Origin of the sequence: Dyella amyloliquefaciens (assembly GCF_004296575.1) — a bacterium.
Lineage (GTDB): Bacteria > Pseudomonadota > Gammaproteobacteria > Xanthomonadales > Rhodanobacteraceae > Dyella > Dyella amyloliquefaciens.
Genome location: NZ_SAYT01000004.1, coordinates 194,439 through 218,619, shown reverse-complemented (window position 1 = coordinate 218,619; position 24,181 = coordinate 194,439). Strand labels below are relative to the sequence as shown.

Genomic DNA, 24,181 nt, shown 5'->3' with positions numbered 1-24,181 from the left:
ACACCACGATCCGCTGGGCTAAAGTGGCGTGGTTTCCGGCATGAGGATCGGGCCATGGTCGCCTTCCTGCTCTGGTTGTTGTTGCTGGTGTTCTGCTGGCCGCTCGCGCTGCTGGCGATCGTGCTGTATCCCATCGTGTGGTTGCTGACGCTGCCCTTGCGGCTGGTCGGCATCACGGTGGGCGCCGTGTTTGCCTTTCTCGGCGCCTTGCTGATGCTGCCGGCCCGCGTGCTGCGCGGCCGGCCGGTGTAAGTGGACAAGCCCAGCGCTCCCTCCTGCGAGCGCAACCGCGATCCGATCCTGGACGTGTTGCGCGAGCAGTTCGCGGATCGTCGCGAGGTGCTGGAGATCGGCAGCGGCACCGGCCAGCACGCGGTGTATTTCGCCGAGGCGATGCCCGCGCTCACCTGGCAATGCTCCGATCGCGTGGACAACCTGCCCGGCATTCGCCTGTGGCTGGATGAGGCCGGCCGAGCCAACACACCCCCGCCGATCGAGCTGGACGTGGGCGGCACCTGGCCCCTCCACCATTACGACGCCGTCTTCAGCGCCAATACGCTGCATATCATGGGCTGGGACGAGGTCGAGCGCCTGTTCGACCGCATAGGCAGCGTGACCACCGACGACGCCATCCTCGCCATCTATGGCCCGTTCAACTACAACGGCCGCTACACCAGCGAGAGCAACGCCGAGTTCGACCAGTGGCTGCAGGCCCGCGGGGCGCATATGCGCATCCGCGATGCCGAAGCGGTGGATGCCTTGGCGGAAGTGGCGGGCTTCGATCTCATCAACGATATCGCGATGCCGGCCAACAATCGCCTGCGGGTATGGCAGCGCCGGCGCTGACCCGCGCCGGCTATGGATCACCATTGGCATTTGCCGGCAAAGGCGTCAGGATGCTCGCCAGCGGCGCCCCGAGACGCGCCCCAGCCAAGCCATGCGACCCTACGTGCAAGCCATCGACACCCTGACTCCCTGCCCCTGCGGGAACGACGCCGGCTATGCCCGTTGTTGCGGACTGCTGCACGAAGGGGCCGTGGCAACCACCGCCGAACAACTGATGCGTTCGCGTTACAGCGCCTACGTACTCAAGCGTGAGGATTATCTGCTCGCCACCTGGCATCACAGCACGCGGCCGGCTCATCTCAAGCTGGCGTCACAGCAGCCCGCGCCGACCTGGCTTGGCCTGTCGGTGAAGCGTCATGAAAGCGAGGGCGACACGGCCACCGTGGAGTTCGTGGCACGCCTGCGTTACGGCGGCGGCAAGGCACAACGCATGCACGAGGTCAGCCGCTTCGTCCGCGAAGATGGCCGTTGGTTCTACGTGGATGGCGAATTCCCCGCCAGATCCGGCGAGTAGCACCCTCAGGGCGAAACCGGAATCGCCGTCTCGCCTTCTTCCCGGCCGAACGGCCCGAAGCGCCGCTCCACCACCACACCTCGCCCGTCGTGGCCAATGGCGACCACCGTGCTGGCCCGCGTGCCGTAGTGCTCGCCGCGAATGAAGGCGGAAGACAGCCAGCGCTCCCGCTCCAGGCCCACGCCGGTATCGGGCAACTCGTCGTCGGGATAAGCGTGGGGATCGGCCAGGGCGGCGAACAGGGGCGCGAAGTCTTCGTCTTGCCCCCCTTCCAGCCACGCCTGCACGCGTTGCATCAGTGCATGCGTCTTGGGCCACGGCGTGTTGAAGTCGGCGTTTGACAGGCCATGTACGCCCGGCGTGATGGCCTGCGCCCGTGCGTCGGGACGATTGCCGATATAGAACGCCGCCCGCGTATCGAACGTGAGCAGGTTGAAGGGACGATAGCCTGACGCGGTGGTCAACAATGTTTGCGCATGCGCGGTGGCATCCGCGCTGCCACCCAGATAGTCGAGCGCCAGCAGACCGCGCGACCGGCCCAGTTGCGGATCCCGTGGATCGCGAACATTGGTGACCACGCTGCAGCGTCCGTCGTCGGTCACGCCCAGCCAGGTACCACCGGCTTCCAGGTCCTTGCCCGCCACGATGGAGGGCGACGACCAGCGCGCGAGTGGTGCGCTGGGGCGCGCGTGGAATTCGTCGCGATTGCCGGCAAGCAGCAGGCGCCAGCGCGGATGGTGGTTCCAGGCGAATGCGATCAGGCACATGCCTGCATTGTCGGCAAGCATCGGCGCCAACGCCAGCGAAAAAAGCGGCGCACCCGATGCCGTGGTGCGCCGCCATACAACTCTTCAGGCCGGATGACTTACATCTTCACCTTCACGCCCAGGTTGAAGAAGCGACCCACGATGCCGGAATAGCCATACGTCGGGTTGTAGTTGTTGGCCGCATAGTTGATCGGATCCAGCGGCGGCTTGCGGTCAAACGCGTTCATGATCGAACCGAACACCGAGACGTGCTCGTTGAAGTCGTAGCTGCCAGTGAGGTCGAAGGTGGTGATCGACGACATGTGGCAGTCCGCCGGGAAGTTGGCACCGGTGATCGTATTGGTGGAGAAGCACCCGGGCTGGATATCAGGCACAACGAACGACTCGCCGCTGGTGTAATAGAACGTACCGGTCACCGTCAGCGCCTTCCACATCACGGTATTGGCCCATGATGCACGCGTGCGCGGCGTGCCCGCGCCCGATGACAGCTGGTACGGTCCATGCGTACCCACGAAGCGCTGTTCCGAGCCGTCCTGCAGATAGAGATTCCACTCGAAGATCTGCGTCGCATTGAGCTCGCTGATCCAGCGCCAGTCGTCGTTGAACTTGAAGTCACCACGCAGGTCGGCGTCCAGGCCATTGGTTTCGAGGCTATTCTCGTTCACGTACAACGCCTCGACCACGATCGGCCTGGCCAGCGCGGTCGGGTTTTGCGGATCCGGGTTGTCCGCGATGACAGCCGTATTCGCCGGCAACGGCAGGCCCGCGTAATACGCGTCCAGCACCGCGCTGGAGTCGGCGGCCGTGATCACGCCCGTCTTCCTGATGTCGTAGTAGTCCAACGAAAGGCTGATCGGCTGCCAGGGCTGGATCACGATGCCGAACGTATAGCTCTCCGACTTCTCCGGCTTGATGTTCGGGTTGGCCGCGGTGAGAAAGCCCAGCGGATAGGGCTGCACATAACCGTTGTTGCCGTGGGCGGCCTGGAAGTCCGCGGGTGGCGTATAGGTCGTAAAACCTTCGGAGGCGCTCGAACCGTTTTCCGCAAAGCTCGGGGCACGGAAGCCTTGCGAGTAGGTGCCACGAATCGCCAGCATGTCGATCGGCTTCCACTTGAAGCCCGCCTTCGGCGATACGTTACTGCCGAAATCCGAGTAGTGATCGTAACGCCCGGACAGATCCAGTTCCAGCGACTGCAGCAGCGGCATCACCACTTCGCCGTAAACGCCATAGACATTGCGCCTGCCGATGGTGTGCGCGATGCCCAGGCCTTGTGCGGCGAGATCCGGATTCAGGTCCGGATCGTCCTGTGCCTCATGGCGAAAGTCGGCGCCGACACCGAGACCCATCGGCCCGCCATCCATCTCCCACAATTCACGCGATGCACGGAAGTCGATCGAATCCATGTCGGTGGTGGAGGTCTTGTTCAAGGTCGGCGACAACGCCGCCAGCGTGGCGCTCGAATTCGCCGATGGGTTGATGAAGTTGTAGGTGCCGTTGGTGATATCGCTGATCAGCTGGTTGTAGTTGAGATAGCCGTAGTTGTTGACGTCCAGCCAGGTGTGGTTGATCACCAGGGCGCTGTCGTAGTCCCAACCCCAGGCACGTCCTTTGATGCCGGCGGCGACGCGCAGATTGTGGTTGGTATCGTCGATGGCGCCGAACTGCAGGCCGGGGAAGGCATAGTTGATCAGCGCGTACTGGCCCTGCGCGGCGAACGGGTTGTTCGGATTGAGCGACCCGTCGGGCAACGTCGGCGGCAAGGTGATCGCATTGGTGTTCTTCGGTGTGCTGTTCTGGATCTGCGGAGGCACTGCCGTGGACTGCACTTCATTCTGGAAATAACTGGCGGACAGATAAGCCGTCGCATCATCGCTCAGCTTGACGGTAAAGCGGCCATACAAGCCCAGGCGCTGCTGCTCCGGCGCAATCTGGGTGTCTTGCCCCGTCTGGTTCTGCGCGCAGTAACTACCGGGGTTGTTCGGGTCGTTCGTGATCAGGGTGGAATCGGATCCGCACGGACGCAACGGTTGTGCGACGGCGCCCGGCAACGGCACGCCTGAGGTGAGATCGCCCGGGCGAGTCAACATGGCAGGCGTCACCGTGCCGTAGGTCGAACCGAGGTTAAGGCTGGGCTGGCCCTGGATCAGGTTGTTGCCGCCGATCGAGGACAGGTTCGTCGTGTTGTACGGAAAGCCGCGATCCTTGAGCATGATTTCGTCGTCTTTCTGATATTCGACGCTGATGTAGGCGTTGTGACCATCCTTGTCCAGGTCGCCGCCACCGAGCAGGCCCGTAAAGCGCGTGGTGGTGCCACCACCATGCTGCGAGGTACCCACCTCGGCGGTCGCCTCACCACCCGTGTAGCTGGGCTTGAGGATGATGTTCACCACGCCGGCGATGGCATCGGCGCCATACAGCGACGAGGCGCCGTCCTTCAGCACGTCGATGCGCTCCACCGCCGCGATGGGAATGGTATTGAGATCCACGAAGGTGCGTTGACCGTCGTCGGCCAGCGCATAGCTTGCACTGCGCCGTCCGTCGATGAGCACCAGCGTGGAGTTCACGGTCAGGCCACGCAGCGCCACGCCAGACGAACCGGCGGCGAAACCCGCGGTGAATGCCGTGGGGATGCTGCCGCTGTTGTCGGCCGAAATAGCGCGCACGACATCGCTGACCGTCTTCAGGCCGCTACGTTCTATCTGCGCGGCGGTGATCACGGTGACGGGCGAAGGCGTTTCCACGTCAACGCGCGGCAGCGCCGAACCGGTCACGGTGATGGTTTGGAGCTGCTTGGCCTGCTGCTCCTGCGGGGCCTGGGGCTGTGGGGCCTGACTATTGTCCTGGGCAAGAACGACGCTGGACGTAGACGTGAGAAAAAGCCCGGCCAACGACAAGGCAAGCTTGTTGCGCTTCATGGCGATCTCCTCTTTGTGGGGCCTGGGGACGGCCCGAATGCGCCTATCCCGGCAATGCATCGGGACAGTCGAAAGAGAAAAAACCAGCTAGTTTCCGGTCAGGCGCGAGTGGACTATTTCACCAGCCGGATCACATCACAAGTACATAACGCCAAGCGCACATTGTCATAGCAGCGCGAAATTTCTTGCGCAAATTTCGCTCGAGCACAAAACGCAAAGGACGATGCACCACGTACAGTGACGATCATTGCCGATCGACCCCATTCGCCACGCGAAAAATTTCGTTTGGACATCCATATGAGATGCTGCCGCGCAGCACCTGCATATTCCGCGCCATAGCATATTCATCGATAAAATCGGCAACACCGAGCGAATCCATCAAGGATTCGCGCAGCTTCGCATCGCCTCGAGGGCGCAAAAGAGGGGCTTAGCGCCTCGCGCTCCGCAACCGCACACCCTCCGCCCAACGGGCGGCGACGCGAGGCGAGGTGATGCACGCCGCCTCGTCGGTACGCGTGGTGACCGCGCGTTCGAGAAGCTGGATGTCGGCTTCGTGCTGGCGTGCCACGTGCGGATCCTCGAAGAAGATCGCGCGCTGGCAGCGCCGCTCGAGCACCAGGTCCGCGATCTGTGCATCGCCACCCATCGGGCCGCTCTGGTAGCGCTCGACCCATGCACTGTCGGTGGGCCAGCCGCGGCTCCAGGCCAGTTCGTTGAGTCGCTGGCCGGTAGTGCCGGTGCCCACGCGATGGGCAAAACGGGACAATACATCGAAGTGCTCGGCGGCATAAGCGAGCATCTGCGGCTTCATCGCGTCGTGCGCGATCAGGGCGATGGTCTGCGCTTCCAACGCGTGCAGGTTGTCGGCACCCGGGTCGGGCGCCAATCCGGCGTGCACGCGCTCCATCTCGATCCAGTCACGCGCGGTGGCGACGGTGGAGATGAACGGCTTGCCATGGATGACGCACTGGCGCTTGAGCGCGATCGCTTCGGGAAAAATGGACGATGGATCCACCGGATCGATCAGGTAGATGGCGCCATCCAGTACACGCCCTTCGCCAAGGCCAACGACCTCGGCGACGAGCTTCATCAGGCCACCCTCGCGCCCGTAGGGATAACGATGCAGCGACGGGAAGTTTTCGAGATGACCCGCGCGCAGTATGGCGTCATAAGTCCGCCCTACCGCATGCAGCCCCAAGTCCAGTTCACGGATACCCGTTTCGCAGGCACGCAGCCAGCGGAACAGTGCAGCATCGGCATGGGCGTGATGGAGTTGGTTGGCGGCGAGGCCAAGGCGCATGGGGTTCGCTCCGGGGGGGATGAAAGTTCGACCGCCCGAAGGCGGCCGACGCGAATAATAGCTTCACCTGTAGGAGCGCACCCGGTGCGCGACCGCAGCGTATCGGCGTCGCCGCTGTGCAGGCTTATCGCGCACAGGGTGCGCTCCCACACAGGCCTTGGCGCTGGGGCGCACGCCTTCAGGCGTGCGCCAGCACCGGTGCGTCCACCTGCTGCAGCATCCGCACGATGGAGCCCGCCGCCTCGCGACCGTCGTATACCGCACGCACCACCAGATCCGCACCACGCACGTTGTCGCCGCCGGCGAAGATCTGCGTGTGGCTGGTCTGGTGTGGCAGCGCGCCGTTGGCGCCCGTTACCACGCGACCCGTCTTGTCCAACGCCACCCCGTGCGTACGCAGCCAGTCCGGCGGGCTCGGCAGGAAGCCGAAGGACTGGATCACCACGTCCGCGTCGATCACGTACTCCGAGCCCGCCACGTTCTGCGGACGCAGTCGGCCCGAGCCATCGTCGACCAGCGCGGTTTCCACTACGCGCACACCACGCACGGTGCCGCGCGCGCCGCCGAGGATTTCCAGCGGCTGGCGCTGGAACAGGAAGTTCACGCCTTCCTCGCGGCTGTAGTTCACCTCGCGCGCCGAACCGGGCATGTTCGCCTCGTCGCGGCGATACACGCAGGTGACGCTCGCCGCGCCGAGACGAATGGCCGTGCGGTTGCAGTCCATGCCGGTATCGCCGCCGCCGAGCACCACCACATGCTTGCCGCGGAAGTCGAACGAGGGCGTGATGGCCTCGTCGCGCAGCAGGCGCTCGGTATTGGCGATCAGGAACGGCAGGGCATCGTGCACGCCGTGCAGCTCGCGACCCGGCAGCTGTGCATCCACGTAGGTATAGGCGCCGGTACCGACAAACACCGCGTCGTATTCGTCCAGCAACTGGCCGAACTCGACGTCGCGACCCACTTCCCGGTTGAGCAGGAAGCGTACGCCCATGCCCTCGAGCACGTCGCGACGCGTGCGCACCACGCCTTTATCCAGCTTGAAAGGTGGGATACCGAAGGTCAGCAGCCCACCGATCTCGCTCTGGCGATCGTAGACGTCCGCCGCGATGCCGGCGCGACGCAGGCGGTCGGCGCAGGCGAGGCCCGCGGGCCCCGCTCCGATGATGGCCACGCGCTTGCCGGTCTCGTGTACCGCCGAAAGATCCGGGCGCCAGCCCTGGCGGAAAGCCTCGTCGGTCACCCAGCGCTCGATGCTGCCGATGGTCACCGCGCCGAACGAGGTCTGCTCCAGCGTGCATGCGCCTTCGCACAGGCGATCCTGCGGGCACACGCGGCCACAGATCTCCGGCAACGGGTTGGTCTCGTGCATCAACGTGGCCGCCTCGAGCAGGCGACCTTCCTGCACCAGCTTCAGCCAGTTGGGGATGTAGTTGTGGACCGGGCAGGCATGCTCGCAGTACGGGTTGCCGCAATCGATACAGCGCTCCGCCTGGGTGCCGGCCTGAGCGTTGGCGAAGTCGCCGGCAATCTCGCCGTAACCGAGCACGCGGATCGATACCGGCACCGTGCGCGGTGTCTGCCGCGTGATACTGAGGAACTGGAAATCCTTCTCGCTCATGCCGCGCTCCTCAATTCTTCCGCCAGTGCCGCCAGGCTCGCTGCCTTCGGCTTCACCAGCCAGAACTTGTATTGCAGGCCACGGAAGTCCGCGAGGATGCGGCGCCCCCAGTCACTGCCGGTCAGCTCGACGTGCCGCGCCACCAGGCCACGCAGATGCTGCATGTAGTGCTCCATGCCCTCGGGCGAGATGCGCAGGATGTCTACCAGCTCGTGGTTGTAACAGTCGACGAAGGTGCGTTCGATGTCGAGCACGTAGGCGAAACCACCCGTCATGCCGGCACCGAAGTTGAGGCCGACCTTGCCGAGCACCGCGACCACGCCGCCGGTCATGTATTCGCAGCAGTGATCGCCCGCGCCTTCCACCACCGCCAACGCGCCGGAGTTGCGCACGGCGAAGCGCTCGCCGGCACGGCCTGCGGCATACAGTTCGCCGTCGGTGGCGCCATACAGGCAGGTGTTGCCGATGATGGCCGCATCCTGTGTCGCGAACGGCGAATCGGCGGGCGGACGCACCACGATGCGACCGCCGGCCATGCCTTTGCCGACGCCATCGTTCGCTTCGCCGGTCAGATCGATGTGCACGCCACCGGCATTCCACGCGCCAAGACTCTGGCCCGCCGCGCCACGGAGCTTGAGCATGACCGGATGCAGGTCCATGCCGTGGTCGCCCCACAGTCGTGCGACGGCACCGGACAAGCGGGCGCCAATGGCACGATCGGTATTGGCGATATCGAAAGCAAACTCACCGCCCGTCCGACTGGCCACCGCATCACGGGCCGCCTCGTCGATGCGCGTGGCGAGCGCCGCGTCGTCACGCATGGGATTGCGTGCCAGCGTGCAGGCGAAATCGACATTGGCCGCCAGCGCCGCATCGCCCAGCAGCGGCTGCAGGTCGAGCTTGTGCTGCACCGGCGTGGTGCCATCGACCTGTTCCAGCAGGTCGGCACGGCCGATGAGTTCGTCCAGGCTACGCGCTCCCAGGCGTGCCAGATGCGCTCGCACGTCCTCGGCGATGAAGCGGAAATAATTCATCACCATTTCCGGCAGGCCGACGAAATGATCCTTGCGCAGCACGGGATGCTGCGTGGCCACGCCGGTGGCGCAATTGTTGAGATGGCAGATGCGCAGGTACTTGCAACCCAGCGCCACCATCGGGCCAGTGCCGAAGCCGAAGCTTTCCGCACCGAGCAGCGCAGCCTTCACCACGTCGAGGCCGGTCTTCAGGCCGCCATCGGTCTGCAGGCGCACGCGGCCACGCAGGTCATTGCGGCGAAGGGTCTGCTGCGTTTCGGCAAGACCAAGTTCCCACGGTGTGCCGGCGTACTTGATGGAAGTCAGCGGGCTGGCACCCGTGCCGCCATCATGGCCGCTCACCGTGATGAGATCGGCACCCGCCTTCACCACGCCCGCGGCCACGGTGCCCACGCCGGCATGGCTCACCAGCTTCACCGAGATCAACGCCTCGGGATTCACTTCCTTGAGGTCGTGGATCAGCTCGGCGAGATCTTCGATCGAATAGATGTCGTGATGCGGCGGCGGCGAGATCAGGCCGATGCCGGGCTTGGCGTAACGCAGGCGCGCGATGGTGCTGTCCACCTTGTGGCCGGGCAGCTGGCCGCCTTCGCCGGGCTTGGCGCCCTGCGCGATCTTGATCTGCAGTACCTCGGCGTTCACCAGGTACTGCGGCGTGACGCCGAAGCGGCCCGAGGCGACCTGCTTGATCTTCGAGGTCTTCTCGGTGCCGTAGCGCGCCGGGTCCTCGCCACCCTCGCCGGAATTGCTGCGCGCACCAAGGCGATTCATCGCGATGGCGAGCGACTCATGCGCCTCGGGCGACAACGCGCCCAGCGACATGCCGGCCGAGTCGAAGCGACGCAGGATGTGTTCGACCGACTCCACTTCATCCAACGGAATCGATTCACGCAGCGGACGCGGCGACAGCAGGTCGCGCAGCGCCGACGGCGGTCGATGGTCGACGAAGTTGGCGTAGGCGCGGTAGTCGCTCGCCTCACCCGTGCGCACGGCACGTTGCAGGCTGCCGATCACGTCCGGGTTGTACATGTGGTATTCGCCACCGTACACGAACTTGTAAAGGCCACCGGCGCGCAGCGGCAAGGCATCGCTCCATGCCTCGGCCGCCAGCAGGCGCTGGTCGCTCTCCAGGTCCTCGAAGCTGGCGCCACCGATACGCGACGGCGTTCCCGGGAAGCACAGCTCCACCACTTCAGGTGCCAGGCCGACGATCTCGAACAGCTGCGCGCCGCGATAGCCGGCCACGGTGGAGATGCCCATCTTCGACAGGATCTTCAGCAGGCCCTTGCGGATACCACGGCGATAGCTGCGGCCGATCTCGAAACGGTCGCTGGCGATATGACCTTCGCGTCCCAGTTCGAACAGGCTCTGGTAAGCCAGCCACGGATAGATCGCGGTAGCGCCGAAACCGAGCAGGCAGGCGAACTGGTGCGGGTCACGCGGCGTCGCGGTTTCCACCAGGATGTTGCACTGGCAGCGCAGCGCCTTGTCGATGAGATGCGCATGCACCGCACCCACCGCCAGCTGCGAGTGGATCGGCAACAGATCCTTGTGCGGATAGCGGTCGCTCAGGAACACTAGCTGACAGCCCTCTCGCACGGCCTTCTCCACCTCGCGGCAGAGGCGGCGCAGCGCGGCTTCCAGGCCTTCTTCCGGCGCATACATCAGATCGAAGCGCGGCGTGCCCACGAACTGCGGCAAGGCCAGCAGCTGGCGCAGCTTGCGCTGCGAGAGCACCGGCGAATTGATCAGGATCTGCTTCGCGTTCTCGGGCGTGAGATCGAACACGTTGCTTTCGGGGCCGATCTGCGTCACCAGCGACATCACCAGCTTCTCGCGCAGCGGATCGATCGGCGGATTGGTCACCTGCGCGAAGGCTTGGCGGAAGCGGTCGAACAGCGGACGCACCTGGCGCGACATCGCCGCGACCGGCGTGTCATCGCCCATGGAGCCGGTCGCCTCCTGCTCCAGTTCGACAATCGCCTTGAGCACGGTTTCGCGCTCTTCGCGCGAGAGGCCGTACAGCTTCTGGTAGCGGCGCAGCTCGTCCTGCGGCAGTGGCTCGGCCGCCAGCGAAGGATCGATCAGATCGGATTCGAGATAGCTCACGCCCGCGCGCAGCCAGTCGCGGAACGGCGCGCGCTTGCGATTGATGTCGTCGATATCGGCATCGCGCAGCAGGCGATGCTCCTTGAGGTCCACCGCGATCATCTCGCCCGGGGCGAGGCGACCCTTGGCGATCACCTGAGACGACGGCACGTCCCACAGGCCGGCTTCGGAAGCGACGATGAGATGGTTGTCCGCCGACAGCGCCCAGCGCGCGGGGCGCAGGCCGTTGCGATCCAGCGTGCAGGCCGCGTAATGGCCGTCGCACATCACCAGTCCGGCCGGACCGTCCCAGGGTTCGCTGTGCAGCGCGTAGTACTCGTAGAACGCGGCGAGGTCTTCGTCGATGCCTTCGCGGGCGGCGAACGCCGGCGGTACCAGCACGCGCATCGCGGCGATCAGGTCGAGACCGCCGGCAATCAGGACTTCCAGTGCGTTGTCGAGGCTTTCCGAATCGGAACCGGTCTGGCGCACCAGGGGCCCGATGTCGGAAAGATCCACCAGCGGCGAATGCAGGATGGATTCGCGCGACTGCATCCAGCGGCGATTCGCGCGGATGGTGTTGATCTCGCCGTTGTGCGCGAGCAGCCGGAACGGCTGCGCCAGGCGCCACTGCGGGGTCGTATTGGTGGAATAGCGCTGATGGAACACCACCGCATCGGCGCTCAGCGCCGGATGCGTGAGATCGGCAAACACTTCGCGCAGGCGGCCCGGCGCAGCCATGGCCTTGTAACCCACGACCTGCGACGACAGGGTCACCACATAGAAGTGAGGATCGTTCGCCAGCGCCACCTCCGCGCGGCGGCGCGCGCGGAACAGCGCGCGCTCGAAGCCGGCGTCATCGATGGCCGTGGAGGGTTCGACGAACACCTGGCGCACACGCGGCTTGGCGGCAGCGGCAAGCGGCCCGCACGCCTCGGCATTCACCTCGACGTCGCGCCAGCCCGCCACACGCAGGCCTTCCTCGCGCAGATAGCCTTCGAACGTCGCCGCGGCTTCTTCGCCACCCGAGGGATCGAGGAACACCACACCCGCGGCGAACTGCTTGCCCAGCGTGATGCCGGCCTCACCTGCCAACGCTTTGAGCCATACCAGCGGACGATGAAAGAGCACGCCGCAGCCGTCGCCGCTGACGCCGTCGGCATTGATGCCGCCGCGATGGGAAAGTTTGGCCAGCGCGGTGAACGCGGTGTCTACCACCCATGCACTGGCATGACCGTCGATATTAGCGACCAGACCAAAACCACAGCTGTCGTGCTCGAACGCAGCGTCGTAAAGCGTCGCTGGTAGTGCTCGCGCCATCTCGCCTCCCCGGCTGATGGGTACAGACACGTCGTCCCAACGGCGCCAAAGGCACCGCTGCCACGTATCCAGGTGTGGCCTCGACTAAAACACAATTGGTGCGTCGCGTCAAAGACATCTTTACGTCCAAATGAAAGTTTCAACTGGAAGCAATTTTGTCCGCAGGACATCCATGCGCATCACCCGCGTCACGGTGGCTCGGTGCGCGCTCAGGTCATTCGGACATGCGACACGGCATTGCCGATGGATGTCATCGGCTGTCCTCGAAATCACAGCCGGGCATACCAGTGAAAAGCATGGGCTGACGCCCAGACCGTGCCTGCTCGCCATGGCGCCCCGATCCATGCCGGCTCGCGCGCCGTCATCGCGCTCTGTGATAATCGGCCGATGCCCATACCAGTCCGTCGTGCCCGCCCCCTCGCCCGTGCCATGACCGGCGCCATCCTGCTCTCCCTGTTGACCCTGCCCGCCTGGGCGGCGCAGGACAGCAAGACGCGCGCGGAGCAGGCCGAGGCGCAGAAAAAGCTCTCGGATATCCACAGCAGGATGGAAGCGCTCGCCAAGGAGCAGGCCGAGACGGCCGCCAAGCGCGACAGCGCCACCGCCGAACTGGCCAAGCAGGCCAATGCCGTGGCGACCGCCGCCAAGGCGGTGCGCGATACCGACACTCAGCTGACGGCCAAGCAGAAGGAACTGGACGGACTGGAGACCCAGCGCGGCGAATTGCAGAAGAGCCTCGAAGGCCAGCGCGCCGCCATTGCTGACCTGCTGCGCGCCACCTATGCGCTGGGCCAGGGCTCGGACCTGCGCCTGCTGATGGGCGATGACGATGTGGCCCGCATCGCCCAGGCCCTGGCCTACTCCAAGTATTTCCAGGAAGACCGCGTGGCCCGGGTGCAGAAGCTGATGGGCGACCTGGCCAAACTGCAAGACCTGGAGACGCAGATCTCGGCGGAAAAGCAGACCCTGCAGGCCAGTCGCGTCGAACGCGAGACCCAGGCCAAGACCCTGGAGCAGCAGCGAGCCAGCCAGGCCAAGCTGGTGGCCGACACCGACGCCCAGTACAAGGACCAGGGCGCCAGGCTGGCCGCCCTGAAGCAGAACGAGGCCTCGCTGAACCAGCTGGTCGACAAGCTGCAGAAGGCCATCGAGGAAGCAGCCCGCGAGGCCGAGCGCGCCGCCGCGAAGGCCAATGCGGGCAGCGCCGCGCCGCCCCCGGGCAAGGGGCTGGTGAACATCCGTGGCAACCTGCCCTGGCCGGCCAGCGGCACGGTCAACACCTACGGCAGCGGCGTGCTGATCAAGGCGCCGGGCGGCAGCGAGGTGCGCGCGGTGTCCAGCGGCAAGGTGGTGTACGCGGCCTTCCTGCGCGGCTACGGCATGCTGGTCATCCTCAGCCACGGCAACGGCTGGCTGAGCATGTACGGCAACAACGAAACCCTGCTGCACGGCGTGGGCGACCAGGTGGCAGCCGGCGAGGCAGTAGGTACGGCCAGCGCACCCACCGGGGTCAATACCGGTGTCTACTTCGAGCTGCGCCAGAACAACAAACCCGTCGATCCGCGCACATGGTTGAGCCAGCGACATTGACGCCGGCTACGCGGCGTCGCAGGCTAATCTCCGCGACATGACATTGAATTCCAACGCGATCCGGCGGTCCAAGCAGCACTGCGCTGCTCGCCGGTGGCGTTTCCCTCGGTTCCCCGGAGTCCTCCCTACCATGCGGTTTTCCACCTTGAGTCTGGCCGCCCTGCTGTTGGCGGCGCCGCTGGCACAGGCCCAGACCGCGCCCAACGGCGCCAAGTCTTCCGCGACCCCCACCGCCGCCGCCCTTGCGCCGGCCAGCTCCGTACCGGACCGCCTGGACCTCGACGACGTGCGCAACTTCAGCCGCGTCTACGAGATCGTGCGCCAGGCCTACGTGGAGCCGGTGGACAACAAGACCCTGATGAAGGCCGCCATCAGCGGCATGCTCAGCGGCCTGGATCCGCACAGCGAATACCTGGACAAGGACGGCCTGGCCGAACTCAACGAGGACACCACCGGCCAGTACGGCGGCCTCGGCATCGAGGTGCTGCAGGTGGACGGCACGCTGCGCATCGTCGCCCCCATCGACGACACGCCTGCCGCGCGGGCCGGCATCAAGCCGGGCGACACCATCGTGAAGATCAACGGCAAGCCGGTGGATGCCGACAACATCGACGAGATGTTCAAGGAACTGCGCGGGGACCCGGGCAGCAAGATCACCCTCACCATCCTGCACGAGAAGAGCGACAAGCCGATCGATATGCCGATGGTGCGCGAGCGCATCTCCGTCACCAGCGTTAAGACACGCGAGATCGAGCCGGGCTACGCCTATATCCGCATCAGCCAGTTCCAGGACGACACCGCGCCGGACCTGGAGAAGAAGCTGGCCGAGCTGGTCCGCAAGAACGGCCCGCAGAAGGGCGCGATCCTCGACCTGCGTTCCAACCCGGGCGGCCTGCTCACCGCTGCGGTGGGCGTCAGCGACGACTTCCTGGATTCGGGCACCATCGTCACCACGCGCGGCCGCCTGCAGGACTCCAACCTCAGTTTCGAAGCGCACGCGGGCGACCTGCTCCACGGCGCACCGATGGTGGTACTGGTGGACAACGGCACCGCTTCCGCCGCCGAGATCGTTTCCGGCGCGCTGAAGGACAACCGCCGCGCCCTGATCATCGGCCGCCGCACCTTCGGCAAGGGCGTGGTGCAGACCGTGCTGCCGCTGGACGCGGACCACGCGGTAAAGATCACCACCGCGCGCTACTACACCCCGAACGGCACCTCGATCCAGGCCGAAGGCATCAAGCCTGACATCGCCCTGGCCGATCTCTCGGTCAACAAGGCCGACAGCCCGCCGAGCCTGATCGCCTCCGAAGCCGACCTGCCCAACCACCTCGCCAACGAAGACGGCTCCAAGGGCGGCAAGGACATCGACAACGACGGCAGCGCCGAGAATGCCAAGCTGGCGACGCAGGACTACGCGTTGTCGCAGGCGCTGAATGTGTTGAAGGGTTTGGCGTTGAATCGTGGGGTGCCGGCGGCTGCGGCGACGACGCCGAGCAAGCACTGAGTTTTTCGTTCCCCTGGCGCCCCATAGCAAGCGTCGCGAGTTTGGTTTGCGTCCGCTACTGCGCTCCATCCTTCCCGGTGGGAACGCAGTCTGCACTCGTGCCGCCTGCACCTTAGTTCCGGTGCAATCCAAAAGGCGACCGGCGTGAACACCCTCCATGACGCGAGCTGTCACTCCCTCTCCCTTCGGGAGAGGGCTGGGGAGAGGGTGCGGTTCTCGCCTCGGCCTTCAGCGTAAGCCGCGAGCCAGCGCCTCGCGCTTCTGCCTGATGCGCTACCGCCAGGGTGCCGCCTACGCGGCGGGCGTTTCGATCCCCTGCCGGCGCTCGAGTCACTTTTCTTTTGCTGGCCCAAAAGAAAAGTAACCCAAAGAAAACGGCCTTTAGAGCCAGAGCTCTTAGCGTTATGGGGGATAGGAGCGTCGGATGACCGGTGCAAGCCGAACCAGGGACGTGCTACCTCCAAGGGTACGGCCAAACCGCAACGCGCCATGGCGATGAGGGCTTAGAACGTCGCGTGTCTTGTGAAGACGACCTGCTGGAAATTGTCCACGACGCCTAAAACCCGATTTCCGGCACCAACCCCGCCAAATGCCCCGCCAGCGGATCACTCTCCGCCAACAGTTCGAATCCCTCGTATTCGAACCCAGGTGCCACCATGCAGGTCACCAGCGCATAGCGCCCGAGCGGCCGCGCGGCCTGCCAGGCACCAGCCGGCACCACGGCCACGGAACGGTTGTCACCGTTAAGCGGCCCCAGACAATGACGCTCAAGCCGGTTGCAGGCCGGATTGTAGATGAGCAGCTCCAGCGGCTCGCCCTCGACGAAATGCCAGGCTTCTTCCGCGTCGACCCGATGCCAGCTACTGAACTGGCCATGCTCGAGCAGATAGTGGATGGCACTCATCGCATGACGAGCACTGGTGTTGCCATCCGCAGCCTTGGCGGGATGGAAGCGGCGGTAATAGCCACCTTCGACGTGCGGCTGCAGTTGCAGCGAGTCCTTCAGCTCTCCGACGCGGGCGACCGCGTCGCTCACGACGCCTCCGCAGGCGCGGGCTTGAGCAGCCAGCGCACGGCCAGCACGCCGAGCTCATACAGGAGGCACATCGGAACGGCCAGCATGATCATCGAGGTGATGTCCGGCGGCGTGATGAAGGCCGCAATGGCGAATGCGCCCACGATGGCGTAGCGCCTGCCGTTACGCAGCTGCTCCAGGTTCACCACGCCGATCGCGGCGAGGATCACCACCGCCACCGGCACCTCGAAGCACAGGCCGAAGGCGAAGAACATCAGCATCACGAAGTCGAGGTAATGCGTGATGTCCGTCATCATTTCCACGCCCTGCGGCGTCACTGCCGTGAGGAAGCGGAACGCGGCGGGCAGCACCAGGAAATAGGCAAACGCGCAGCCCAGATAGAACAGGAACAGCGCGGCCACCAGCAACGGGCGCGCCAGCCGCTTCTCGTTGCGGTAGAGACCGGGGCGCACGAAGGCCCACAACTGGTACACCACCACCGGCATCGCGATGAACAAGGCCGCATAGAACGCCAGCTTCAACGGCGTTACGAACGGACTGGCCACTTCGGTCGCGATCAGGTGGGCACCCTGCGGCAGGCGCGACACCAGTGGTGCGGCCAGCTCGGTATACAGGCGGTTGGCGAATGGAATCAGCGCCGCCAGCACCACCAATACGGCGACGATGGCCCGCATCAGGCGCGAGCGCAGCTCGATCAGGTGCGAGAACAGGCCTTCCTCGAGGCCGCCGTCATCCGGACCATCCAGCTCAGGCGCCGCCATGCGAAGACTCCTTGGTCGGCGCGACGCTGGAAGCGTCCGCCATGGTGGCGGTCACGACCGGTTCGTCGACCGGTGCAGGCGCGGGAGAGGGCTCGGAGGAAGCCGGCGCGGGTGCGTCGCCGTTGGGCCGCATCTTGCGCAGGGTCTCGTCGAGCTCGGCCTGGGCGGCGTGAGCACGATCCGCTGCCTCCTTGGCCTGGCGGCGGATCTCCTCCACCTGCAGCTCGCGCTCCACCTCCGCGCGCACGCTGTCCCAGCCGGTACGCACACGACGCAGCAACGCGCCCGCCGTACGGGCGGCGTGCGGCAGTTTTTCCGGGCCGAGTACGATCAGCGCGATGAGCGCGAGCAGTACCAGCTTGCCGAAGCTGATCTCGATCATGGACCGCGAACCGGTTTACTTCTGCTCGGTGGTGTCGTGCTGGCTCTGGTTCTGGGTCGTACCAGCCGGCGGGTCGGCGCGCAGGCGCTCGTTCGGATCGCTCGAGGTGTTCGGCTTGGAGGTACCTTCCTCGCCGCCGTCCAGGCCCTTCTTGAAGTCACGCACGGCGCCGCCGAGGTCGGAGCCGATGTTGCGCAGCTTCTTGGTGCCGAAGATCAGCACGACCACGACGAGCAGGATAAGTAGATGGGTAATGCTCATTTAGCAGGCCTCAGAGACGTTTAAGCGGCGGAACTAAGCTGTCACGCCATCGCGCCGCCGCTCCACATCATCGCTGAGTGTACTCCTCAAGGCGATCCCTGAAATCGACCACCTGACTGGGAACGTTGCTGACCCCGCCTTCGAAGATGCGGCGCGGGGTCACACCCTTGCCGTAGATCGATTCGTTGGCGTCGTAATCGATGCGCAGGGCGGAGCCGTCCAGGGCCACGCCGGCGAACAGGCCGCGCGAACGCGAGTAGGAGTAGATCTCGGCCTTGAAGTCGCTGTCGGTGGAGGCCTGGGCGGTACGGCCGACCGGGCCGGCCGCGGCGGCGGCGTCCGCGCCGAGGGTGAACTTGCCATTGACTATCGAGTCCACGCCGCGCTGGGTGCGGAACACCAGGATCACGTCGGTGGACGAGGCGCCGGCCTGGAAGCCCACGCTGCCGCCGGTCATGGTGATGAAGCTGGGGTTGGACCAGGTGCCGTCCGGACCCTTGACCGAGATCACGCCCTCGCCGCGGCGACCACCGAACACGAAGCCCACCTTGAGCAGGTCGGGGATGACGGCGATGGCCTTGGCTTCCTTGAGCAGGTCGGTCGGGATCGACTTGTCGGGCGCCTGCATGATCTCGTTGAGCACGCGCACGGAGTTCTGCGCGCGGACCAGCGGCGGATCCTCGGCGTGCGCCGCCATGGCCGGCAGCAGCAGAACCGACAGGGCAAGCAACACGCGATGCAACGATGCCTTGAACATGATGACTCCTGAAGCTGGATTTCGAAGGCTGCTGCGGCAACCGTGTCCACGGCAGCCTGGGCAGCTTGTGGCAGACTCTGCGGCGGTTTCTCTCGCCGACGCCACGATGCCACGCAGCCATGACTATACCGGCCCTGCCGGTGATTCCCATGACCCAGCCGTTCAGGCTGCAGTGCTGTTGGTGAACCTCGGCACACCCGATGCACCCACGGCGAGCGCGGTGCGTCCGTATCTGGCCGAATTTCTCGGCGACCACCGAGTCATCGACTACCCGCGCTGGTTGTGGTGGCTGATCCTGCACGGCGTGATCCTGCGCGTGCGCCCCGCGCGCTCGGCCCACGCCTACCAGCGCATCTGGACGGCACAGGGCTCTCCCCTGCGCGTGGGCAGCGAGGCGCTAGCCACCCGCCTGCAGGAAGAACTGTCGCACGATGGCGGTGCGCCGGTCCGCGTCGCCCTGGCAATGCGCTACGGACAGCCATCGGTGCAGCACCAGATCAAACAGTTGCAGCGCGAAGGTGTCCGCCGGCTGCTGGTGCTGCCGCTGTATCCGCAGTATTCGGCCACCTCCACCGGTTCGGTGATCGATGCCGTGGCCGATGCCATGAAGTCGCTGCGCTGGCCACCGGAGCTGCGCATCGTCAACGACTATCACGACGATGCCGGGCATATCGAAGCGCTGGCCCGCAGCATCGAACAATGGTGGGCTGCGCACGGGCGCGGCGATCGCCTGCTGCTGTCCTTCCACGGCATTCCCGAGCGTTACGTGCGTGCCGGCGACCCCTACCTCGACCAATGCCAGGCCACCGCCCACGCATTGCGCCAGCGTCTGCAACTGGACGACTCGCAGCTGGTGGTGAGCTTCCAGTCGCGCGTGGGCCGCGAACAATGGCTGCAGCCCTACACCGACGCTACCGTGCGCGAGCTGGCGACATCGGGGGTGAAGACGCTGGATGTCGCCTGCCCGGGCTTCGCTGTCGACTGCCTGGAGACGCTCGAGGAGATCGCCATGCAGAACCACGACTTCTTCAAGGAGGCCGGCGGCAGCGAGCTGCGTTACATCCCCGCGCTCAACGATTCACCGGGACAGGTCGAAAGTCTGGTCCAGCTGGTGCGGCGTCATATGGCCGGCTGGCCGTCCGGCGCGGCCACCGGCAACGAAGCCTCGACATGACCGAACCCCGCGAACGCGATATCGCCCTGCCCCATCTGCGCCTGCGTGCACAGGTGTGGGGCGACGACCATGCGCCGCCGCTGCTCGCCCTGCATGGCTGGCTGGACAACGCCGGCAGCTATGCCTTTCTCGCTCCCCTGCTGGCCGAGCGCTGGCAGGTGATTGCGCTGGAACTGCCGGGGCATGGCCACTCGGACCATCTGCCGGCGGGCACCCACTATCACTTCATCGACTATGTGCGCGCCGTGCTGGCTGCGGCCGAAGCGTTGCAGCTGTCCAGCTATCGCCTGCTCGGACATTCGCTGGGTGCAGGCATCGCCGCCATGGTCGCCGCCGCCACACCGGAACGGGTGGAGCAGTTGCTGCTGATCGAAGGCATCGGCCCGATCGCCGATGACGGGCACCACACGCTGCGCCGCTTTCGTGATGCGTTGACCTCGTCGGCCACGGGACGCTCGCTGCGAGCATTCCCCTCGATCGACCATGCGATCAGCGCGCGAACCATCGCCAGTGGGCTGCCCGCAGCACAGGCGCGCCCCATCGTGGAACGGGGCCTGCGCGAGACCGACGGCGGCTGGCGCTGGCGCAGCGATCCGCGGCTCAACCGACCCTCACCATTGCGCCTGCCCGAAGCCCAGGTGCGTGCGTTGTTGCGCGGCATTGAATCGCCTGCGGCGCTGCTGCTGGCCGATCCCGCCACACCCTACCTGCCGCGCACGCAGATGGAGGAACGCGCCGCCTGCGTCGGTCGCATCGAGGTGAGCACGCTGCAAGGCGGGCACCATCTGCACCTTGAACATCCCGATACTGTCGCAGCCTGGGCGCACCGCCATCTCGGCGACGGCGTACCGGCCTGAACCACAACGCAGCTATTTCATCCCGTTGCTGCTGGAGGTGGCGTCACTCGTGTGATCGATGCTGGCGTCGTGGGACGGAGGCCCCAGTACCGGCAGGGTGCTGAAGATATCGGCATCGCTCTGGCGCGATGCCAGGATGCGCGAAAGCTTTTCGCGATTGACCGGCTGGATGCTCTTGAAGTGGCAGGACGTGACACGCCCCTGGGCATCCTGCGTAACCACGCTGTCATCATCGGTGATGGCCGGTTGTTCGCAGCCATCCCTGGTAGTGACGAGCCAGAGCTTCTGGTTGGCGCGATCGACGAACACCAGCTTGTTGGGACCGAGGACGAACCCGCCCAGTCTGCCTTCCACGCTCATGCTCGAACTCTTGCCCCCGGCTGCCGATTCGAACGCCGACAGATAGGGTGAATTCCCTTCGGACGATTCGGCATGCACCGCACCGATTGCCACGCAGGCGGCAAACGCCGCAACGCCGATATCGCGCCAACACTTCCCTGCTGCCTTGCTGTTACCCACGGCACCATCCCCCTTGCGTTGACTCCATCTAGGCAAACAGCGATCGAGATGCGGAAGCGGCACCTGCAGCAACACCTGGCGGGTGCAATGTGCGCCGGCCCGGACTGAAGAGGCAATTCGCGTTGCAGCATGACGGGCCTGACCGACGGCACATGCCCCGGGGCGGCAGCGGCCTAGACTGGCGCCATGGAGCATCTCAAGCGCGCCAACTACGGGCAGCCCGACCAGGTCCGTCGCCTGCACGGCCTGCAAGTCTCCGCCACGCCTTACAGGGCCGGCGACGTGCTGCCCTGGCATGAGCATGATGAGGGCTATCTCTGCCTGGTCGCCGACGGCGCGTACACGCAACAGTCGAGCGGCGGCGACCTGGATTGCCGGCCCGGCCTGTTGCTCGCCCATCCGCAGGGACACCGGCACGCCAATCGCTTCGGTCCGCATGGCGCGCGCTGCATCAGCATGTTCTTCATGGATGAGAGCGAAGGCCTGTCGCGCCTGCTGCGCGAGCATCGCCAGTTGCGCCTGCCCGATGCAGGCCGCCTGCTCGACCGCATCGAGCGCGAGCTTCGCGCCACCGACGATGCCGCCACACTGGCACTGCAGTCGGCTGTGCTGGAGCTGGTGGCATCGGCCTGTCGCGCGGAAGGCGAGCGACGACCGGCCTGGCTGCGACGCGTGTTGCAGCGCCTGCACGACGATCCGCTGGCGACACCTTCCCTGCAGGAGCTCGCGCTGCTGGCGGGTGTGCATCCCTCGCATCTGGCGCGCAGTTTCCAGCGCAGCCAGGGCACCACCGTGGGTGATTATCAACGCGGCCTGCGCATCGAACTGGCACGCAAGGCGCTGGCCGGACACGACCATTCCATCGCCGAGGTGGCCGCTATGGCAGGCTTCAGCGACCAGAGCCACTTCGCTCGGGTGTTCAAACGCGTCATCGGCAAGACGCCACGTGACTACCGGCACAGCGTGCAACAGGCGTCCTGATACGCCATTTACGTCCTAGCCATCCGGCGTGCCCGGACGGACGATGGCACCACCCCGAGCAAGGAGCCATTGCCATGTCGTATCGCGCCCGCACGCTGCTTGGCCTGCTGCTCGCCGGCGCACTGTCGCCCGCACTGGCATCGACGGCCAACGACCCCGATACCTTGTTGCACGCCCTGCGCCAGGCCTATGGCGGTACGCATTGGAATCAGGCCGTCGCGCTGCAAGCCGATGGCAAGGAGACCGGTGACGATCTCGCCGGGCCGTGGCACATGCTGGTCGATCTTCGCAACGGCCAGTTCGTCAACCGCATGCGCAACGAGGTGTTCGCCGCCGCCGAAGGCGCCGACGCGCAGGGCCGTTGGCGCGAGGACATCACCGGCCTCGTGCACCCGCTCGACTCGGACGAAGCGCGCACGGTCGGCATAACCGAGAACTGGCTGCGTCGCTTCGGCTTTCTCGACACGCATGCGCCGGTGAGCTATCGCGTCCTGCCCGATGCACAGGAGAAGGGACACAGCTGGCAGCGCATCGAGGCCACGCCCGCGGGCGGGCGCACGGTGACGCTGTGGATCGATCCGGCCACCCACCGCCTCGACCGGGCCACCTGGCCCAGCTCGTTCCTCGTGGTGACGCAGCGCTATGGCGACTACCGTGACGTGAACGGACTGAAGCTGCCCTTCCGCATCGAGACCTCGAGCGCCAACCTGGCCGGCAACGCCGATGGCAGCAGCATCGATGTGGTCGAGAGTTACAAGGTGCTCGACGCCACGCCCACCGCCGAACTGCGCCGCCCGGACGGCAAGGTGCGCGACGTGACCATGGCCAACGGTGCGCGCACGGCCACCACGCGGTTGCGTGTGGAAGGCGGCATCGTGCTGGTGGATGTCAGCATCGATGGCCGTCCGCCGATGCCTTTCATCCTGGATACCGGCGGCCACGCGATCCTGACCAGCGACGCGGCAAAGCTGTTGGGCTTTGCGACGAAAGGCAACGGCGTCTCCGGCGGCTCGGGCTCCGGCACGATGAGCACGTCGTATACCAAGGTGCACGACACCGCGCTGGTCGATGCCCACGTGCGCGACCTCACCTACACCGTGCTGCCCTACCCGTTCGGCTTCTACGAACGCGGCGACGGTGCACCGATCGCGGGCATTCTTGGCCTGGAGATGTTCGAGCGTTTCGCGATCACCTTCGACTACGACCGTGATGAGCTTCGTCTCTCACCCTACGACCAGGGCGAGGCACCCGCGGCCATGAAGGGTGATGCGGTCGCGCTGCGCTTCACCGACGACATGCCGCTGGTCACCGCCCAACAGGACGGCCATACCGGCACGTTCGGCATCGACACCGGCAATGCCGGTTACGTGCTGACGTTCCCGCAATGGGCCGGTCGCAACGGCATCTCGGCGCGCTACGCCGCGGGACTGCCAATTCCCACCGGTGGCGTCGGCGGACTGTTCATCGCCCATGTTGCCCATGCACAGCAACTGGTGCTGGGTCAGCAGCATCTCGACAACGTCGTGGCGATGCTCACGCGCGAAGATGCCGGCGCCACCGGCAACCCAAGCGAAGCCGGCAACATCGGGCAGGACATCCTGTCCCGCTTCAACGTGCACTTCGACTACCGCCGCCAGCAGATGGTGCTGATGCCGCGAGCGAAGGCGACGGAATGGAACTACGGCATGGCCGGATTCCGCGCCGAAAAGAAGCCGGACCATCCGGATCGCTTCGACGTCATCAACGTGATGCCCGGCAGCCCCGCACAGCAGGCCGGACTCAAGCAGGGCGATGCGATCCTGGCTGCCAACGGCAAGCCGGCCACCACGCTCAGCTTCGGTACGCTCCGGGACATGAGCACCCATCTTCCGGAGGGGGCGCCGCTGTCGCTGAAGCTGGCGGATGGTCGGGTGCTGGAGATGAAGGCTAGGGATATGGCGCCGAGGTAACGAGA

The 24,181-nt window shown here is 65.6% G+C and carries 21 protein-coding genes; 9 read left to right on the top strand and 12 right to left on the bottom strand.

Annotation, left to right across the window (positions count from 1 at the left end; translation table 11 throughout):
- The first annotated feature begins 54 nt into the window (after nucleotides 1–54).
- The 3 genes from EPB08_RS11315 (at nucleotide 55) to EPB08_RS11305 (ending at nucleotide 1,360) form a co-directional block, all read left to right on the top strand.
- Nucleotides 55–252, top strand: a complete 198-nt coding sequence (locus EPB08_RS11315) for a hypothetical protein (protein WP_130619198.1) — start codon at nucleotides 55–57, stop codon at nucleotides 250–252.
- On the top strand, nucleotides 253–846 hold the full coding sequence (locus tag EPB08_RS11310) for a DUF938 domain-containing protein (protein WP_130619197.1): 594 nt from the start codon (nucleotides 253–255) through the stop codon (nucleotides 844–846).
- A 91-nt stretch (nucleotides 847–937) separates the two neighbouring features.
- The gene (locus EPB08_RS11305) at nucleotides 938–1,360 is read left to right on the top strand and encodes a YchJ family protein (RefSeq protein WP_205746340.1); all 423 of its coding nucleotides are present in this window, start codon (nucleotides 938–940) and stop codon (nucleotides 1,358–1,360) included.
- Nucleotides 1,361–1,365: 5 nt separating this feature from the next.
- On the opposite strand, the gene EPB08_RS11300 is transcribed toward EPB08_RS11305, so the two are convergent.
- The 6 genes from EPB08_RS11300 to gltB all read right to left on the bottom strand — a co-directional run bounded on the left by EPB08_RS11300 (nucleotide 1,366) and on the right by gltB (nucleotide 12,405).
- On the bottom strand, nucleotides 1,366–2,127 hold the full coding sequence (locus EPB08_RS11300) for an NRDE family protein (RefSeq protein ID WP_130619327.1): 762 nt from the start codon (nucleotides 2,125–2,127) through the stop codon (nucleotides 1,366–1,368).
- A 98-nt stretch (nucleotides 2,128–2,225) separates the two neighbouring features.
- A complete protein-coding gene (locus tag EPB08_RS11295; RefSeq protein WP_165418487.1) occupies nucleotides 2,226–5,045 on the bottom strand; it encodes a TonB-dependent receptor in 2,820 nt (939 codons plus the stop codon).
- Nucleotides 5,046–5,289: 244 nt separating this feature from the next.
- The gene (locus tag EPB08_RS21360; RefSeq protein WP_267873349.1) at nucleotides 5,290–5,424 is read right to left on the bottom strand and encodes a hypothetical protein; all 135 of its coding nucleotides are present in this window, start codon (nucleotides 5,422–5,424) and stop codon (nucleotides 5,290–5,292) included.
- Between the two features lie 48 nt (nucleotides 5,425–5,472).
- Complete coding sequence (locus EPB08_RS11290; RefSeq protein ID WP_130619195.1) at nucleotides 5,473–6,345, bottom strand: methylglyoxal synthase; 873 nt, start codon at nucleotides 6,343–6,345, stop codon at nucleotides 5,473–5,475.
- Nucleotides 6,346–6,523: 178 nt separating this feature from the next.
- Complete coding sequence (locus EPB08_RS11285; RefSeq protein WP_130619194.1) at nucleotides 6,524–7,963, bottom strand: FAD-dependent oxidoreductase; 1,440 nt, start codon at nucleotides 7,961–7,963, stop codon at nucleotides 6,524–6,526.
- Nucleotides 7,960–12,405, bottom strand: coding sequence for a glutamate synthase large subunit (gltB, locus tag EPB08_RS11280; RefSeq protein ID WP_130619193.1), 4,446 nt, complete (start codon nucleotides 12,403–12,405; stop codon nucleotides 7,960–7,962). The genes EPB08_RS11285 and gltB overlap by 4 nt, the downstream gene beginning before the upstream one ends.
- 387 nt (nucleotides 12,406–12,792) lie before the next feature.
- Between gltB and EPB08_RS11275 the strand changes: the two genes are divergently transcribed.
- Entirely contained in the window at nucleotides 12,793–13,995 is a 1,203-nt protein-coding gene (locus EPB08_RS11275; protein ID WP_130619192.1) for a murein hydrolase activator EnvC family protein, read from the top strand.
- A 130-nt stretch (nucleotides 13,996–14,125) separates the two neighbouring features.
- Entirely contained in the window at nucleotides 14,126–15,499 is a 1,374-nt protein-coding gene (locus EPB08_RS11270; protein ID WP_130619191.1) for a S41 family peptidase, read from the top strand.
- Nucleotides 15,500–16,055: 556 nt separating this feature from the next.
- Here the strand turns inward: EPB08_RS11270 and EPB08_RS11265 are convergent.
- From EPB08_RS11265 to EPB08_RS11245, 5 genes are all read right to left on the bottom strand, one after another.
- Complete coding sequence (locus EPB08_RS11265) at nucleotides 16,056–16,535, bottom strand: cupin domain-containing protein (protein WP_229238314.1); 480 nt, start codon at nucleotides 16,533–16,535, stop codon at nucleotides 16,056–16,058.
- Nucleotides 16,532–17,296, bottom strand: a complete 765-nt coding sequence (gene tatC / locus EPB08_RS11260) for a twin-arginine translocase subunit TatC (protein ID WP_130619190.1) — start codon at nucleotides 17,294–17,296, stop codon at nucleotides 16,532–16,534. Before tatC ends, EPB08_RS11265 begins: the two co-directional genes overlap by 4 nt.
- Nucleotides 17,283–17,678, bottom strand: a complete 396-nt coding sequence (gene tatB / locus EPB08_RS11255) for a Sec-independent protein translocase protein TatB (protein WP_130619189.1) — start codon at nucleotides 17,676–17,678, stop codon at nucleotides 17,283–17,285. Before tatB ends, tatC begins: the two co-directional genes overlap by 14 nt.
- Nucleotides 17,679–17,693: 15 nt before the next feature.
- Nucleotides 17,694–17,939, bottom strand: coding sequence for a Sec-independent protein translocase subunit TatA (tatA, locus tag EPB08_RS11250; RefSeq protein ID WP_130619188.1), 246 nt, complete (start codon nucleotides 17,937–17,939; stop codon nucleotides 17,694–17,696).
- 67 nt (nucleotides 17,940–18,006) lie between these two features.
- Nucleotides 18,007–18,696, bottom strand: coding sequence for a lipid-binding SYLF domain-containing protein (locus EPB08_RS11245; protein WP_130619187.1), 690 nt, complete (start codon nucleotides 18,694–18,696; stop codon nucleotides 18,007–18,009).
- A gap of 106 nt (nucleotides 18,697–18,802) precedes the next feature.
- Between EPB08_RS11245 and hemH the strand changes: the two genes are divergently transcribed.
- Together hemH and EPB08_RS11235 are read left to right on the top strand one after the other, a co-directional pair.
- The gene (gene hemH / locus EPB08_RS11240) at nucleotides 18,803–19,870 is read left to right on the top strand and encodes a ferrochelatase (protein WP_130619186.1); all 1,068 of its coding nucleotides are present in this window, start codon (nucleotides 18,803–18,805) and stop codon (nucleotides 19,868–19,870) included.
- Nucleotides 19,867–20,727: an alpha/beta fold hydrolase gene (locus tag EPB08_RS11235; RefSeq protein WP_130619185.1), complete on the top strand. Its 861-nt coding sequence runs from the start codon at nucleotides 19,867–19,869 to the stop codon at nucleotides 20,725–20,727. The genes hemH and EPB08_RS11235 overlap by 4 nt, the downstream gene beginning before the upstream one ends.
- 12 nt (nucleotides 20,728–20,739) lie before the next feature.
- On the opposite strand, the gene EPB08_RS11230 is transcribed toward EPB08_RS11235, so the two are convergent.
- A complete protein-coding gene (locus tag EPB08_RS11230) occupies nucleotides 20,740–21,246 on the bottom strand; it encodes a hypothetical protein (RefSeq protein WP_130619184.1) in 507 nt (168 codons plus the stop codon).
- Between the two features lie 186 nt (nucleotides 21,247–21,432).
- Between EPB08_RS11230 and EPB08_RS11225 the strand changes: the two genes are divergently transcribed.
- Both EPB08_RS11225 and EPB08_RS11220 read left to right on the top strand, forming a co-directional pair.
- A complete protein-coding gene (locus EPB08_RS11225) occupies nucleotides 21,433–22,227 on the top strand; it encodes a helix-turn-helix transcriptional regulator (RefSeq protein ID WP_130619183.1) in 795 nt (264 codons plus the stop codon).
- Nucleotides 22,228–22,301: 74 nt separating this feature from the next.
- Nucleotides 22,302–24,176, top strand: coding sequence for an aspartyl protease family protein (locus EPB08_RS11220; RefSeq protein ID WP_130619182.1), 1,875 nt, complete (start codon nucleotides 22,302–22,304; stop codon nucleotides 24,174–24,176).
- Nucleotides 24,177–24,181: the final 5 nt, after the last annotated feature.